The sequence below is a fragment of the Pseudomonas sp. Irchel s3h14 genome, from assembly GCF_900187425.1.
Taxonomy (GTDB): Bacteria; Pseudomonadota; Gammaproteobacteria; order Pseudomonadales; family Pseudomonadaceae; genus Aquipseudomonas.
In genome coordinates this window covers 395,882-410,035 of record NZ_FYDJ01000004.1, presented here as the reverse complement: position 1 = coordinate 410,035, position 14,154 = coordinate 395,882, and the positions used below count along the sequence as shown (strand labels likewise).

The 14,154-nt window shown below is 53.8% G+C and carries 13 protein-coding genes and 2 pseudogenes; 6 read left to right on the top strand and 9 right to left on the bottom strand.

The annotated features are described in order from the left end of the window. The first annotated feature begins 51 nt into the window (after nucleotides 1-51). A complete protein-coding gene (locus CKW16_RS11085; RefSeq protein ID WP_095128448.1) occupies nucleotides 52-633 on the top strand; it encodes a hypothetical protein in 582 nt (193 codons plus the stop codon). A gap of 711 nt (nucleotides 634-1,344) precedes the next feature. On the opposite strand, the gene CKW16_RS11080 is transcribed toward CKW16_RS11085, so the two are convergent. Beyond that, nucleotides 1,345-1,542: a hypothetical protein gene (locus tag CKW16_RS11080; RefSeq protein ID WP_095128447.1), complete on the bottom strand. Its 198-nt coding sequence runs from the start codon at nucleotides 1,540-1,542 to the stop codon at nucleotides 1,345-1,347. Nucleotides 1,543-1,664: 122 nt separating this feature from the next. Next, entirely contained in the window at nucleotides 1,665-1,907 is a 243-nt protein-coding gene (locus CKW16_RS11075) for a hypothetical protein (protein WP_046031580.1), read from the bottom strand. Nucleotides 1,908-2,358: 451 nt separating this feature from the next. On the opposite strand from CKW16_RS11075, the gene CKW16_RS11070 reads away from it, so the two are divergent. Continuing rightward, the gene (locus CKW16_RS11070) at nucleotides 2,359-2,859 is read left to right on the top strand and encodes a TIR domain-containing protein (protein WP_046031579.1); all 501 of its coding nucleotides are present in this window, start codon (nucleotides 2,359-2,361) and stop codon (nucleotides 2,857-2,859) included. Nucleotides 2,860-3,357: 498 nt separating this feature from the next. On the opposite strand, the pseudogene CKW16_RS11060 reads toward CKW16_RS11070, so the two are convergent. Next, nucleotides 3,358-3,615 (bottom strand): annotated as a pseudogene (locus CKW16_RS11060) (Mut7-C RNAse domain-containing protein); the annotation flags it as partial. Nucleotides 3,616-3,723: 108 nt separating this feature from the next. Here CKW16_RS11060 and CKW16_RS11055 point away from each other — a divergent pair. Next, nucleotides 3,724-4,566, top strand: a complete 843-nt coding sequence (locus CKW16_RS11055) for a MinD/ParA family protein (protein WP_095128445.1) — start codon at nucleotides 3,724-3,726, stop codon at nucleotides 4,564-4,566. A 346-nt stretch (nucleotides 4,567-4,912) separates the two neighbouring features. Further along, on the top strand, nucleotides 4,913-6,343 hold the full coding sequence (locus CKW16_RS11050; RefSeq protein ID WP_095128444.1) for an IS1182 family transposase: 1,431 nt from the start codon (nucleotides 4,913-4,915) through the stop codon (nucleotides 6,341-6,343). Nucleotides 6,344-6,914: 571 nt separating this feature from the next. Here CKW16_RS11050 and CKW16_RS11045 read toward each other — a convergent pair. From CKW16_RS11045 to CKW16_RS11025, 5 genes and pseudogenes are all read right to left on the bottom strand, one after another. After that, a complete protein-coding gene (locus CKW16_RS11045) occupies nucleotides 6,915-7,373 on the bottom strand; it encodes a hemerythrin domain-containing protein (RefSeq protein ID WP_095128443.1) in 459 nt (152 codons plus the stop codon). A 938-nt stretch (nucleotides 7,374-8,311) separates the two neighbouring features. After that, nucleotides 8,312-8,644 carry a hypothetical protein gene (locus CKW16_RS11040; RefSeq protein ID WP_095128442.1) on the bottom strand — a complete coding sequence of 111 codons (333 nt, stop codon included), beginning with the start codon at nucleotides 8,642-8,644 and terminating at the stop codon, nucleotides 8,312-8,314. Between the two features lie 835 nt (nucleotides 8,645-9,479). Beyond that, nucleotides 9,480-9,578: pseudogene (locus CKW16_RS11035) on the bottom strand (carbamate kinase); the annotation flags it as partial. Between the two features lie 186 nt (nucleotides 9,579-9,764). Continuing rightward, the gene (locus tag CKW16_RS11030) at nucleotides 9,765-10,670 is read right to left on the bottom strand and encodes an amino acid ABC transporter substrate-binding protein (RefSeq protein ID WP_095128441.1); all 906 of its coding nucleotides are present in this window, start codon (nucleotides 10,668-10,670) and stop codon (nucleotides 9,765-9,767) included. Between the two features lie 36 nt (nucleotides 10,671-10,706). After that, complete coding sequence (locus CKW16_RS11025) at nucleotides 10,707-11,633, bottom strand: universal stress protein (RefSeq protein ID WP_095128440.1); 927 nt, start codon at nucleotides 11,631-11,633, stop codon at nucleotides 10,707-10,709. A 175-nt stretch (nucleotides 11,634-11,808) separates the two neighbouring features. On the opposite strand from CKW16_RS11025, the gene CKW16_RS32520 reads away from it, so the two are divergent. Together CKW16_RS32520 and CKW16_RS11020 are read left to right on the top strand one after the other, a co-directional pair. Then, nucleotides 11,809-11,937 (top strand): hypothetical protein, encoded by a 129-nt coding sequence (locus CKW16_RS32520; protein ID WP_256580471.1) that lies wholly within the window; start codon nucleotides 11,809-11,811, stop codon nucleotides 11,935-11,937. After that, nucleotides 11,934-13,172, top strand: a complete 1,239-nt coding sequence (locus tag CKW16_RS11020; protein WP_095128439.1) for a DUF4010 domain-containing protein — start codon at nucleotides 11,934-11,936, stop codon at nucleotides 13,170-13,172. Before CKW16_RS32520 ends, CKW16_RS11020 begins: the two co-directional genes overlap by 4 nt. Before the next feature lie 18 nt (nucleotides 13,173-13,190). On the opposite strand, the gene CKW16_RS11015 is transcribed toward CKW16_RS11020, so the two are convergent. Continuing rightward, on the bottom strand, nucleotides 13,191-14,093 hold the full coding sequence (locus CKW16_RS11015; RefSeq protein ID WP_095128438.1) for a GGDEF domain-containing protein: 903 nt from the start codon (nucleotides 14,091-14,093) through the stop codon (nucleotides 13,191-13,193). Between the last annotated feature and the right edge of the window lie 61 nt (nucleotides 14,094-14,154).

Genomic DNA, 14,154 nt, shown 5'->3' with positions numbered 1-14,154 from the left:
TTTTCCAATGCTATGCTGATAACACCTGTTTTTGCACTTGAGACGAGTAACATGGCAACACAAGGGAAGCATTCCCCGTTCACGTTCAAGGTTATGACCTACTCGGCTGGAATTTTCCTTGTCGCTTGGGCTGCCATGAAGCTGCTCGACACTTACTTCGACCTGACGTTGTCGGCAGATACCACGGGCTGGCTACTAGGTTTTTGGGATTGGCTTTGGCTTGAAACGCCAATGCCGAATTGGTCGCTGCTGATGATTATCGCGATTTTAATCAGCACTCTGTCTGTTGCGATTTACTACGCCCGCATCACTGATGGAGCTTACGGTGAGTTACACGATTTAGAGCGAAAAATTTACAAAAAGAACAACCCTCAATTTCCACAGTTGACAGATGATCAAACGCTACTAATGGAAGCTTTAGCCTATCATGCGAGCTTCAGAAAAATTGCAAACTTAAACTCAGTTTGCAAACTTGTCTCACTCAGCACGTCAGAAGTTGAAGCCGGTCTAAAGCAACTCCAAGTTAAACGTCTTGTGAAGCAAAATGTGACACGGGGTACGTTCGGCAGCACCACATTTGAACTTACCTTGGCAGGTAAGGATTATGCGTTAGAGCGACTTGATCTGACGTAGTATAGACACACGGGCGTAGCTTCCCGATTGGCTAAATCTACCGTCGATTGGCCCTTTCACAATAGGCATCAATCGGCCAGGCGCACAGTATCGGAAAACACTTGATCAACCAGATCAGGGCTCGGGATCTGGAGCGACATTGACGATGCGGGAGGCTTGCTAACGTCTGCTATGAGGGGAGTCAATGGGTCGCGACAGGCAGCAATCCACAACCCAAAGCTGACGGTCAGATCCCGTGGATGCGGACCAATAGCCCAGGTGATCACATCAACAAAAAAATCCTCCAGAATAGAAAAACTTCGGAAAAAGCACTTATCCCCCTCCCGCCGACGGGCCTTGTATCCGTTTTTTGTGCAACGGGTCGCGGTGGCGCAACCAGTGATCGAGCCCAGGCCTGCTGGGGGCTCTGTGGGGGGGATTGGCAATTGCACTGTGTGCAAGGTTTTGCAAAAAAATGAAAAACTCTAGCACGACGGTCAAGGGGCGAGGGGGCGGTGGGCGAATTCTGGAGATCCCGGTTTACAAGGGTGATGCCTTGGAAAATCGGCTGTTAGGCGAGTTTTCGAATTCTGAGAGACTCTAGCCAGGCGCATATTTGGCTGGTAATTCAATTTATACGAAAGCTGCTTAAGGCTTGCGTGCTCGGCTTTACAGGCCACTGGTGTCATTGCACTTCCTGTCATGGGAAGGTGCCAGCTCAGCAACCAGCACTCAGCTGGGTACATGCGTCTGAAAGACGCCCTCGTCTTGTTCAGGGGCTTGCTTCAGCTTCCTCTTGCCCAGCACATAGATCGCGCCATTGCCTCCCGGGATAACAGCCAATAACTGCCAACCGGCGGTTTGAATCGCGCGATTGGCCTGGTCCACGGCGTACATTTCTTTCAGTTCAAACGCTTCGTGCAGCTGCATGACTTCTCCTTGTAATTGCGCGTGGAGGCTTCAGGTCTTTAGGCAATCCGATTCCTTTCGTGAAATTAAAGCATAGACACTGCCCGCGAAGGCATCCGCAGCACGTCGCAAAATTTTACTGCTCAGCAATAGCCGTCGCGCACGTCTGCGATAAACCGCAGCACGTCAACCTTGCGTTCATCAGAGCAATCAGCTCGCTTCACCAGTGATTCACAGTTGTCATAGTCATCATCAACCAAGGCGCGCAGTACGCTCACGCACAACAGGATCTCATCGTCGTAGTTGTCCTGCAGCGTCTGATACTCCGCTTCCAGTTCGGCAATACGCGCCTGCAGCTGCTGGTAGGTTTGTTCGGTCTGGCTCATGGCGAGGGTCTTTCGTTACCTAAGCTTGAGTGGTCCACTTAGCCTAGTCCAGCGGCCAGCGCGCGGGGACTTTTGTTCGATTCGTTACGGGTATCGGCGCCGATCCGGCTTAGCCTCTGCCCGTATGCGATCCCACTACATGGGGCCGCCTTACTGGCAAATCGCCGGATATGGCGTGGACTTCCGTTACGTCGCCAGCCCCAAGCCACATAACTGAGGGTGACGACAGTCAGAAATCGACCCATAGCAGTCGCTGATAGATAGATTCTCGGCGGCGGCTTTGCAGTGGGATGTAAAGCCAAGGTTTGCAAGCAAGGACGCCGAACAGGGCGTTCGTTCTGGGTGACTCCTCCGACCTGAGATAAGCTTACTGGCAGGTTCCGTCTTCTTCTCTAATCACAACCGCTCTACACGCCCTAAAATTCATTAAAATAAAGCAAGGGGAAGTCCAGTGGCATACAGAAACAAGACCTACATCGCCTTTGACGGCGACAAAGACATGCACTACTACCGTCTTATGACTGCGTGGACAGCGCATGACGGCTTTTCGCTCAATTTCCACAACGCGCATGACCTAAACACGGCGCGGGATTCTAGCCAGGAAGAAAGCATCAAGCGCCAGCTTCGGGAGCGCTTCGCAAACTCCAAGCTTCTTGTGGTGCTAATCGGCGAGAACACTAGATATCTGACAAAGTTCGTAAAGTGGGAGCTTGAAGTGGCGTTGCGGCTTAATCTGCCTCTCATTGGCGTGAACTTGAATGGAAGTCGACAGATGGATGACCGTTGCCCCCCGACAATCCGGGATCAACTCGTGCTCTACACCTCGTTCAATCACAACTTCATCGAACACGCGATGTACCACTGGCCCGATGAGTTCGACCGATTGCGCAGCGCGGGCACGACTGGGGGCCGCTACTACTCCGATGATGTGTATAGGCAGCTCGGACTATGAGGTACTTTTTCGAGTCGATTAGGACGCGGGCTTATTGGCGCTAAGCACTGTTCTCCGGCGAAGCGATTGGGAAGTTTTTCGCTGTCGTGGGCATCTTATACCTCTGCGTTGACCTTGCTGATGCCTTCAACATCTACAAGAAGGATCAGCACAGCTACTACGGCCTGATATTTTTGGTCGTGCTCGCATTGTTGTATGTGCTGTCTACGCGCAGGCCCCTTTCACGCGTTAGTTATAAGATTCCGCAGAAGGACTTTGCTGTCGAGGTCCTGATTGGCGACCTGTTCAAGATCCCTGGCGAATACCAACTTCGGGTTGAAAATGTACCAAGTCGAACGTCTGCTTCTGGCCGACTGCTGCCTGTGGTGAGGGGCTACTATCGACTGTGGATTCAACCGGTCGATGCAACAGATTGGCTAAATCTTTCCACGAGTGTTTCGTAGGTTAGTGTTTTCCGAGGACGGCTATTTAGCTGCCGAGCCACTTCATTGCGCGCGGCTATCTGTTCAGCAGAGGCGCCAGCAATGCACACATACCGCGCCAATGCGAACCCTCCCAGTAAATCCGTTGGCAGGCGTCGCTGCGCAGGAAGTGCGAATAGAGGATGCCAATGCGCGGTGGCACCTGCAGCCGAGCCAGTTCCGTGCTGATCTCGTGCAGCGGCAGGTTGCAATGAAGGCACAGGCTGAATGGCCGCGCGCTACGCGCCAGGTCGAGGCGCTCGTACAATTCGCGCAGCTGCAGGCAGGGCTGCAGGATTAGCGAGTCCAGGGGGCCAGTACCTGCACTTTTCAGCTAACATTACGTATCTGGGAATAGTTAGCGACTAATCGAACGCGTTGCACATGGAAGGGAATCAATAACATGGATGGTGTGCGTTCTGTACAAGTTATCGCCGTAACCGGCGGAAAGGGTGGCGTCGGCAAGACGACTGTGGCTGTGAATCTTTCATTGGCGCTGGCGAAACTTGGAAAGCGAGTCGTGTTGCTTGATGGCGATCTTGGCTTGGCGAATATCGATGTCCTGTTGGGGCTTTCCCGGCAGTACACGCTTGCGGACTTATTCGAAGGTCGCTGTGAGCTATCCGATGTACTCGTGCACGGTCCGGGCGGGGTACGAATCGTCCCCGCGGCTTCAGGCATCCAGAGCATGGTGCATTTGTCTTCGGCTCAGCACGCAGGCCTGATCCAGGCCTTCAGTGAAATCGGTGACAGTCTCGATGTTCTGGTGATTGATACAGCTGCGGGCATCGGCGCGTCGGTGGTCAGTCTCGTCCGGGCGGCCCACGAAGTCTTGCTGGTGGTCTGCGACGAACCGACCTCGATCACCGATGCCTACGCACTGATCAAACTGCTTAATCGTGATTACGCAATGGACCGTTTCCGGGTGCTGGTTAATATGGCGCAGAGTCCGCAGGAAGGTCGCGCCCTGTTCGCTAAATTGACCAAGATCACCGATCACTTCCTCGACGTAACCCTGCAGTATGTGGGAGCGGTTCCGTACGATGAATGTGCGCGTAGGGCGGTGCAGAAGCAGCGAGCAGTCTTCGAGCACTTTCCGCGCTCCAAGTGCGCCCAAGCATTTCAGGATATCGCTTTAAAGGTCGATACTTGGCCTCTGCTGACTACCCCCGGAGGGCATATGGAGTTCTTCGTTGAGCGACTCGTCCATAACCGACAAGATGACATTTCTCTCCAGGTCGTATGAGTGGTGCGATTGGGGCGTCTGCTTATGGCCGAGACTGTGTAAAAACGCATCCATCGTGCTTAGATCTGCAACGTTAAATCTGCCATCTTGAATCAGTCACAGGGGCGGTAGTGGCTGGGTTTATCCCAATTATCTTGTGAGGAAAGTAATGGAGGCTCTTCAACGTGCTCCCATTCCAGATACCACTCGTATGTTTCGTTGTCAGCCTTGAATTCATGTTTAACAGTCCAGCCAAGTTCCACGAGCTTTTGAGCCCGGTGAGGGGCGTGTGTCTTAGTCATTCTCGGGGCTTTCATAATTGTCATCGCGCGTATGATTGCTGGGGATTTTAACGCAGGAGTTGCCGATGAAGCGCTTCATTCAAGGCGAATGTCGCGGTCAAAGCACCTTGCTCCCCGAGAGCCTCGACGATTACGTCAGCGATACCAATCCGGTGCGTGTAGTCGACGTTTTCGTCGACGAACTCGACCTGGTCAATCGGGGTTTCGAGAGAGCCACTCCTGCTGATACTGGCAGGCCCGGTTACCACCCCGCAATCCTGCTAAAGATCTATATCTACGGCTATCTCAACCGCATTCAATCGAGCCGGCGCCTGGAGCGAGAAGCTCAGCGCAATGTCGAGTTGATGTGGCTGACCGGGCGTTTGATGCCGGATTTCAAGACCATCGCCAACTTCCGAAAAGACAACAGCAAGGCCATCCGAGGCGTCTGTCGCCAGTTCGTTGTGCTGTGTCAGCAGTTGGGATTATTCGGAGAACATCTGGTCGCCATCGATGGCAGTAAATTCAAAGCAGTCAACAACCGCGACCGCAATTTCACCAGCGCCAAACTGAAACGGCGCATGGAAGAAATTGAATCGAGTATCAATCGTTACCTGGCGGCACTCGATGCTGCCGATCGGCAAGAACCCACATCCTTCGAGCCCAAAGCCGTGCGGCTGGAAGAGAAAATCGCCAAGCTCAAAACTCGAATGAAGGAGCTTCAAGCGATCGAAATTCAGCTCAATGAGTCGCCGGATAAACAGGTCTCACTGACCGATCCAGGCGCCCGTTCCATGATGACGCGCGGTACCGGAATTGTCGGCTACAACGTGCAAACAGCGGTCGATGCCCAGCACTATTTGATCGTTGCGCATGAGGTGACCAACGTCGGTTCCGACCGCGATCAACTCAGCTCGATGGCCAAGCAGGCCCGCGAGGCGATGGCGTCAGAAACGCTGTCGGTAGTGGCTGACCGAGGTTACTTCAAAAGCGAGGAAATCTTGGCTTGTCACGACACTCATATAACTGCCTACGTGCCGAAGCCGATGACTTCAGCAGCCAAAGCCGATGGGCGTTTCAACAATGATGCCTTCATCTACGATGCTTCAAAAAATGAATACATTTGTCCAGCTGGAGAGGCATTGATTTGGCGTTTTTCCAGCGTTGAAAAAGGTCTGACGTTGCACCGCTACTGGAGTTCGAAATGCCGGAATTGCGCACTGAAATCGCAATGTACACCGAGCACGGAACGGCGAGTCCGGCGCTGGGAACATGAAGGCGTGCTGGAGGAGATGCAGAACCGGCTGAACAACGCGCCGGAGATGATGCGAGTCCGAAAACGAACGGTTGAGCATCCCTTCGGGACGCTCAAACAATGGATGGGCGCAACGCACTTCCTGACGCGAAAGCTGGCTGGGGTAAGCGCGGAGATGAGCCTGAACGTGCTCGCCTACAACCTGAAACGGGTCATGAAAATTATCGGCGCTGACAGTTTGATAAAGGCACTGTCGGCGTAACAAAGGCCGGCTTTGGCTCATTCAAAGGACGCTAAAACAGCACTTACGTGCTCCAGGACGCTACCGATGCAATCCATGCATCGACCGTGCGATAGCTCCGTCAACGAACGTCGATGCTTGAGGAATCCCAGGCCCATGAGCGTTTTTACACACTCTGGGCCGATTTCTGCCGCTGGAGAAGGGTACCTGGCGACCCAGGGTTGCCGGTGGACCGCTGCTACCTGTTGAGCCGTGTGCGCGCCCTCAGATCAGCCAACGAAACCAGGGGCGGCTCACCTGCTTAAAGCATGGCCACTAGAGATTTGCATCATCACTCGCAGTTCCCCCAATAACCCCGTGGCCAGATTCGCCGTAGGCGACTAGATATCTGTAATCGAAATAATGCGATTAGCCCCAACGCTTATTCCATGCATGGCGAATGTGTGGGTGTAAGGCTCACAATTCATCTCGTTTGTAATTCTATATAAGTAATCCTACAAGCCCGCGGTGTAAAATTTGGAATCCGCGCAATAAATATGTCAGATCGAGTATTAAGTAGCAGCATGGTTAAGCAAGACGGTTAAAGCTTCGATTAATGCCACTGACGCTTTATTTCCTGCCACTGGATGTCTGACAACCACTTATCTGCCACCGGAAAGAAAATATTCTCCTCAGCCTCCATATGATCGTAGTATTTCTTGATAAAGTCATCGATAGTGTCAGCGATTACTCTCGCCTCCTGAGTTGAGTCCTCCAGCATCTTGAGCTGTCCAGCAATGCGCCCAAATGCTTGATGATCTCGCTCGATATCCTTGACCCGTTGGTGGATCGGTGCCTCAGTCGCTAGCAAGGCCCGCCGAATAAGCTCTTCATTTTCATGGTGGTGTCGCTCTGCATCACCATGCAAGGCTTCCAGCAGCTTAAACAACAGCTTGCAGTCATCGGCACTAGCGGATTCATGCCTCAACCTCCCCAGCAATCCTTTGATTTGAGTAATTTTGATAGCCACCTCATGATGATAGGTGTGTAGCTCTTTCAACAAGACGTTCATATAAAATCCTCACCACTACACCAAACCATCACAGATTAAATATTATTAACCACCAACCTCCAAGGATAGCCACACACATCAAATTTCATAACTTCTAATACATCCACCCCAAAACACTAATCCGCGCGTATTTAACATTTTTATTATAGTCTGGCACAAAACTCTTGCCCCACTAAATTTGCCGCCTTTGGACGAATTTGAAATATCAAGTGAATGTTTATATACGCTATTTGATTTACTTAAGGCGACGCAAAAAAAAATAGCTAGCAGCCCCCTTGGCACACCGAGCACTGTCAACCAGCCACCCTATCCGTGTGCCTTGTTACGCGCCATGTAGAAGACCTTCTCCGAACTCAAATACACCGGCAAGAAAAAGCAGACTCACCAAGATCGCTTCCTGGCTGACATTGAACAGCTGGTGTCCTGAGCACAACTGGAGGGGCAAGCGGCACGGGATCATTGCTTTCGTTGCATGCCGGTGCCGATCGCGCTGTTTTGAATCGCCCCGGGTTTCGTAGGCACATGAGGCCCAGGTGCAACAGGTGGAGCGTCTGTGATTGCTTAGGCAAAGCCGACAGGTAGCTTTTGGCCCAAATTGTGTAAAAACGCAGGTCCAGTTTTGAAGTCTGCGTCGCTACGTAAAATCTGACAGTGGTGGCAGAGCCCATCGCGACCGGTTGAATCCACAACCCAAAGCAGCCGCTCAGACCGGCGTAAAACTGGCCGATTTCTGCCTGTCGCCACCCTCAGTTATGTAGCTTGGGGCTGGCGACCAGTTAAACATTGAGAGTTGGATGGAGTGGTGCTGTTAAATCCAGTCCGGGATACGACTACCGCCCCCTAGTATTTGAGGCTTCAATCGACACGAACCTGTTCGGTGACCCGCGGTAACTGAATGCGGTTTAATGCCAGATGGGCGAGCTAAGTGAGAGTACCCACTACATCGACTTGACCGAAACCACTTCCACAAACCTGAATTTTTTTCTAGCCGTCTTAGTAGCTTCTTGTTCTGCAACTAGGGAGCTCAGCGTATCGGCCTCATGTACCATCTCGTGCATCTCGCCTTCAAATTCATTTCCCACACGGAGCGTGACTCTCAACCTAGGTGTGAAGCCTTTTGAGACTATCTTTTTCTTCGCTGCCTTCACCGGTTGCACGATCACAACATCCGGGACTGTGTCCTGCACGTCTGAGTTAATTGCCGGCACAGAGGGCTCAGAATCACCGAATAGCGCCCGGCGCATCTCATCTTCCATCAATTCTGTATTCATACCATTTCTCAGAGGGGTGTTATCTATAGCCTGATCGATTCTATCAGGATGGCCGGACTCTGTTGTAAAGCGTCGCAGGGGTGAGACCTCAAGTGGTAAAGGGCCAGCAGATACCGGCGAGCGTCAGCGTCTGTCCATCTGCCGCCTATCATGGCGGGCAGCTATCGGCCGACGCTGTGTAAAAACGTTTTCGATCTTCGGAGGCAGACGAAAACAGCCAAAAAATCGCGTCCCTACGCAAACTTTTGGTCTACTTAACCAAACGGTCGGCGCCAGATTTTCACGTAGCAACGCTGACTTCAAAGTGACGAATGCGTTTTTACACGGCCTGGGCCAAAAGCGGGCACTCTCAAAAGTAAGAGTTTTCTTTTTTCGACTCTGTTGCAAAGCTCAATCTCTAAGCGTTAGGAACGAATCAATCCCTCTACTGCAATCTGGAGCTTCTGCCTGAGTAATGGGAGCTCCGATGCAGTCAGCGCACGCAGTCTTCCTGCCATTCCAAGAAACGCAGCTAAGTGAGGTTCCGATCACCAAGCCTTGCACCTTGCTTTGGAGCGATTTTCAGTCGGGCTTGAGGCGGTTTAGGCCAACAGACCATTCATCCCAGGTCGTCACAGTCTTAGCGAGCTCTATCATCTGCTCGACATCGATTCCCTTGTTGATGTATTCCGAAACCTGATGATTAAGCCACGCTTGCCCGGGAATTTTTCATGAGTCGGCACATCCCTGAACCAAATGACCTGCGGCGAACTGCGAGGTCCAACAATGTTCTCAGGCATGCGAGGGGGGGCGTCTGTAGGTGTTGGAATGGATGGGTCGTTATCTACAGGCTCGGCTCGATGGCGATCCGGATATTGCCACGCTGATTCTCTGCGGTTCGAGGTTCACCCCGACGGAGCAGAGCATTACCGCCCAAAGCAACGACGATACGCATAATGTGGTCCTTCTAGATAAGGGCGAGCAACACATCCCTTCTGGCTGAACCGTGCGAGTGTGAATGCGGGCTTGCTCGCGACAGCGGGGTGGTACCGAGCATCAATATCGAATGTTGAGCCGCCTTCGTGAGCAAGTTTGCTCCCACATTGATCGGGGATGAACGGCACACCGCCGACGCTATCGCTTAAGGCAGCGCATAGAGCTTGAACAGCTTCCTGGTTGTGTCGCTGACGCCTCCCAGGTGCCTGTCGTATGCCTGCTCGATCTCACCCGAACGGTACATTTCACTCAGCGCGGTATCCACCAACAAGCGGAAACGTTCATCGTCCCGTTCGACCATCATTGCGGTCGGTGAGTAGTCAAAGATGCGGTCCAGCAATACAAGATTCTTGTCAGGATATGTGTTGCCGAGGATGTGCGTCAGCACCATGCGCTCAGCGAAGAAAGCATCAGCTTTGCCATTGGCCACCAGTTTGAGCCCCGCATTCGCGCCTTCGACTGTGACCCGCGTCACCGTTACGCCCAGCGCGCGCAGTTGGTCGCGGACCCACTGGTCAATGACGCTGCCAGCGACTGTCGCATAAGTCATGTTGGCCAGACCGCGATTGACAGACGCGCGCCAGGCTGGGCCGGTCTTGTCCACCTGGCCATTAAGCACTTTGAGCAACCCAGCAGGCGCATTCTTGCGTACCACGACCGAAAGACCGGCGGTGTAGATGGGGATAGTGAAGTTGACTGTCTTGCGTCGCTCCAGTGTTGCCAATGTCGGTGTACAAACGATGTCAACTTTTCCGGTGCTGATGGCATCGACTTCTTCGTTAATCTTGAGAGGCTGATAGCGTACTTGCAAAGAGGGCAGGCCCAGCTCGTTCTTGACCTTTTCGACCACCTTCAGGCATAGGTCGATCCCATAGCCGCTGGCCTTGTCACCGTCCTGGGTGCTGAACGGAGCGAAGTCAGGCAAAAAGCCCAGGGTGATTGATTGCCCGGTCTGCACCCGCTCAAGGGTATTGGCATTTACAATTACCGATGCCAATGTGAGTACGCAGGCAAGCATTTGGTTGGCGGCGTTGGTCAGTGGTGCGTTCATACCCCGTTCTCCCTCTATCTGATTCGTGGGCTTCTTTCACTCAGTCAATTCTTCCGGTGAAACCACCCACACGCTGCACGGCATTTTGTACAGAAGATGTTCCACCGTACTGCCGACCAATCGGCCCATGCCACGATGGCCTACACGGCCCATGACGATTACGTCGATGTCATAGGCGTCAGCGTAACTGGAAAGAACCTTGGCCGGATTGCCCATGATCATGTGCTGGCGCTCAGGCGGGATCCCGTTGCGTTCGGCCAGTTCGCGGAAGGCTTCGCCCTGCGCATCGAACAGAGTCTTGGCGGTACCTGAGGAAAAGAATGCAGAGGCGTTGTCGAAGCCGAATTCGTCGCCGCTGATGGAGGACAGGTCATGGGCATAGATCACATCGAGCGTCGCATTACAGGTGCTCGCCAGTTTTGAGGCCTCGCGCAGAATCCGGTCGTTGAAACCTTCGTATTGGCCATCGCGATGGAAAGGATCAACTGCGGCGACAATCTTGCGTGGCAGGGCGTGCTCCACGTGACTGACAAAATGCAAAGGCACGGGGCATTCACGCAGTAAATGAATATCAAGGGGCGTGAACATCAGGCGTGACAGCAGCGATTCGTACTCAAGAGCCTTGATCAGTGCGGCCATCGGCTGTTCTTTGAGGTGAATGAGGATTTCCTGCAAGGGTCTTTCCACCCAGACCACTTCAGTGGTGACGTGCACTCCGATTTTGCGTAAGGGACGGGCCTGCTCTTCCAGCCATTGGCGATGACGCTCGACATACCCGAGTCGCATCTGCTCCAGCGCTTGTTCGTTGACCATCCCGGCCGTCGCCAGCCCTTCCAGGTAATCGAACGCCACAATATGCAATGCCGCACCCGAAGCCTTGGCCAACGCTGCGGCCCGGTCGAAAGCGGGGCTGTTTTCCATCAGGGGCGAGACGACCAGCATGAAACGTGATTGCTCAGACATGACAAATCTCCCGTAGGTAATCCAGAAACGCCTGTGCTCAATGGCAACGGTGCGTCTGGGCAGTGAAGCCTTAGGCTCATCCTGCCGCTTGCCGGGGAGGGGAGATTGATTTTTGTCAAACTGGCGAGGGACGAAAAATTCCGTCCGACGTGCGGTTAGTCGCACCGAGTCCATCATGAAATGGTTGACCATTATCAACCTCCCGTCCGTCATTGCGGCGCAGTCTTCAGGGCGTGCTGAACTCAAGCGCAAGAATGGGATTGGAGGGATCGCCATGGCGAGCATGAGAGCGGGGCATCCATGATCGAAACCTTGGGCTTGGCGGGAGTGGCCGCTGCGCTGGGGATCGGCATGCTCATCGGTCTTGAACGCGAACGGCACAAGGGGCGAGGGGACAGCCGTGCCTGTGCTGGCTTGCGTACGTTTGCGATTACCGCGTTGTTGGGTTACGGGGCAATGTTGGTTGGTGGTGGTCTGCTGGTGGGGATCATGGCTTTCGGACTGGCAATGCTGGTCTGCGTGGCGTATTGGCGAAGCTTGAGTAACGACCCGGGTGTGACCAGCGAAGTGGCGTTGCTCACGGTGTTGGTATTGGGTGCATTATGTAGCACCGCGCCTGAGCTGGCCATTGTCATTGGTGTGGTGATTGCCGGGCTGCTGATGTACCGGCAGAAGTTGCACCACTTTGCCCGCAGCCAACTGACCGAAGCGGAAATGCGCGACGGGTTGGTGTTACTGATTGCTGCACTGGTGGTGCTGCCATTGGCACCGGACCGTTTCATCGGCCCCTACGCCGCCATCAACCTGCGCACCATTTGCACCCTGACCGTATTGCTTATGGCGGTGGGTGCGATGGGGCATATCGCTGTGCGTACCTTGGGCAGCCGTTATGGCTATGCGATCAGCGCCATCGCTTCCGGGTTTGCTTCCAGTACCATGACCATCGCCGCCATGGGGCATCTCGTTACCAAAGAGCCAGAGCACATCAAAATTCTGAGCGCGGCAGCGATACTGTCCAATCTGGCTACCGTCACCCAGGTCGGCCTGATCCTGGGGGCGGTCGATACCGGCCTGTTGCGTCACATGTGGGGTCCGCTGTTATGCGGTGCTGCTGCCACGGCGTTGTATGGCCTGGGCTTGATGTTTCCCACGCCTACGACCGACGCCAACCAGCCGATCAAGGTGGGTGGTGCGTTCAATCTCAAGCTGGCCCTGGTCGTCACGTTGACCATGACCGGTATCACTTTTCTGTCGTCAGTGATGCTCAGCCACTTTGGCGAGGCAGGGGTGATGTTGACCGCGACCCTTACCGGTTTTGCCGATGCGCATTCCTCGACGGCGTCCATTGCCTCCCTGGCCAAGGCCGGGCTGTTGCCTTTCGATGCCATTGCCGACCCCGCGCTGATTGCTGTCAGCAGTAACTCGCTGAGCAAATGCCTGGTGGCCTGGGTCAGCGGCGGACGACGGTTCGCCGCTTATGTGATCCCCGGCCAGGTGTTGCTGACACTGGCGATGTGGGTGGGCACCTTGTTGCACTGAGGCCTGTGTATTGAGTTCTCAATCAGAGGGTGGCGTCAGGAGGCTGAACCGACAGGTATTGCCACCGGCCTTTTTTGCCTGGTACATCGCGCCGTCAGCTTGTCCGAGCAAGTCTTCGGCGATGACTCCATCCGCGGGAAACAGGCTGATACCGACGCTTATGCGCATTTCGATACTTTGTCCCTCGATCATGAAGGGCTGATTGATCGCGGCGATAAGCTTATTGGCCAAGGCCTCAAGCTGGTCGACTTGATCCATGCACGTGATCAGAATCGCGAACTCGTCCCCGCTTAAACGAGAGACAACGTCGGATCTGCGCACGGACTGGCCCAAGCGTTCGGCCACCGCTACCAGCAGCTTGTCCCCACAGGCGTGTCCTAACGTGTCGTTGACCGACTTGAAGCGATCCAGATCGATAAACATCAACGCCAACGACTGTTGATGTTTCGTGGCGTGGTCAATCGCCTGATCGAGCAGAGTCAGAAATAACCTGCGGTTAGGCAACCCGGTCAGGGTGTCGTGAAACGCCAACTGCTGCATGTTGGCGCGCTCGTCATCCATCAACTTGAAATTGTGCAAGATGGCGATGAAGTGCGTCACCACACCTTGATGATCGAGCACAGGGGTGATGACCTGATTGACGGTACAGCTAGCGCCATCCTTGCGTCGCTCGACCATTTCTCCCTGCCAGGTCAGGCCCGCCAGGAGCGTCAGCCATAGGTCCCGATAGAAGGTAGTACTTTGTCGTCCCGACGAGAGCAGATGCGGGGTTTTTCCCACCAGCTCCGGTTTGGAATAGCCACTCAAGAGGCAGAACGCTTTATTGATCCAGACGATGCACCCCGTCCGCTCTGTGATCAATACCGGATTTGTCGCAGCATCCAATGCTCTTACCAACAACTGCTGGTCATATTCGATCATTGCCCCTCCGACATTGCCATTGACACGTTAAGCCTTGATTCAGGCTAGGGCGATGGAGGAG

Bases quoted from the DNA above. Each gene is read 5' to 3' on its own strand.
- CKW16_RS11050 (WP_095128444.1), top strand. From the start codon at position 4,913: ATGAAGCGCTTCATTCAAGGCGAATGTCGCGGTCAAAGCACCTTGCTC.
- CKW16_RS11015 (WP_095128438.1), bottom strand. From the start codon at position 14,093: ATGATCGAATATGACCAGCAGTTGTTGGTAAGAGCATTGGATGCTGCG.
- CKW16_RS11030 (WP_095128441.1), bottom strand. From the start codon at position 10,670: ATGAACGCACCACTGACCAACGCCGCCAACCAAATGCTTGCCTGCGTA.
- CKW16_RS32520 (WP_256580471.1), top strand. From the start codon at position 11,809: ATGAAATGGTTGACCATTATCAACCTCCCGTCCGTCATTGCGGCGCAG.
- CKW16_RS11075 (WP_046031580.1), bottom strand. From the start codon at position 1,907: ATGAGCCAGACCGAACAAACCTACCAGCAGCTGCAGGCGCGTATTGCC.
- CKW16_RS11020 (WP_095128439.1), top strand. From the start codon at position 11,934: ATGATCGAAACCTTGGGCTTGGCGGGAGTGGCCGCTGCGCTGGGGATC.
- CKW16_RS11055 (WP_095128445.1), top strand. From the start codon at position 3,724: ATGGATGGTGTGCGTTCTGTACAAGTTATCGCCGTAACCGGCGGAAAG.
- CKW16_RS11085 (WP_095128448.1), top strand. From the start codon at position 52: ATGGCAACACAAGGGAAGCATTCCCCGTTCACGTTCAAGGTTATGACC.
- CKW16_RS11080 (WP_095128447.1), bottom strand. From the start codon at position 1,542: ATGCAGCTGCACGAAGCGTTTGAACTGAAAGAAATGTACGCCGTGGAC.
- CKW16_RS11025 (WP_095128440.1), bottom strand. From the start codon at position 11,633: ATGTCTGAGCAATCACGTTTCATGCTGGTCGTCTCGCCCCTGATGGAA.
- CKW16_RS11040 (WP_095128442.1), bottom strand. From the start codon at position 8,644: ATGAATACAGAATTGATGGAAGATGAGATGCGCCGGGCGCTATTCGGT.
- CKW16_RS11045 (WP_095128443.1), bottom strand. From the start codon at position 7,373: ATGAACGTCTTGTTGAAAGAGCTACACACCTATCATCATGAGGTGGCT.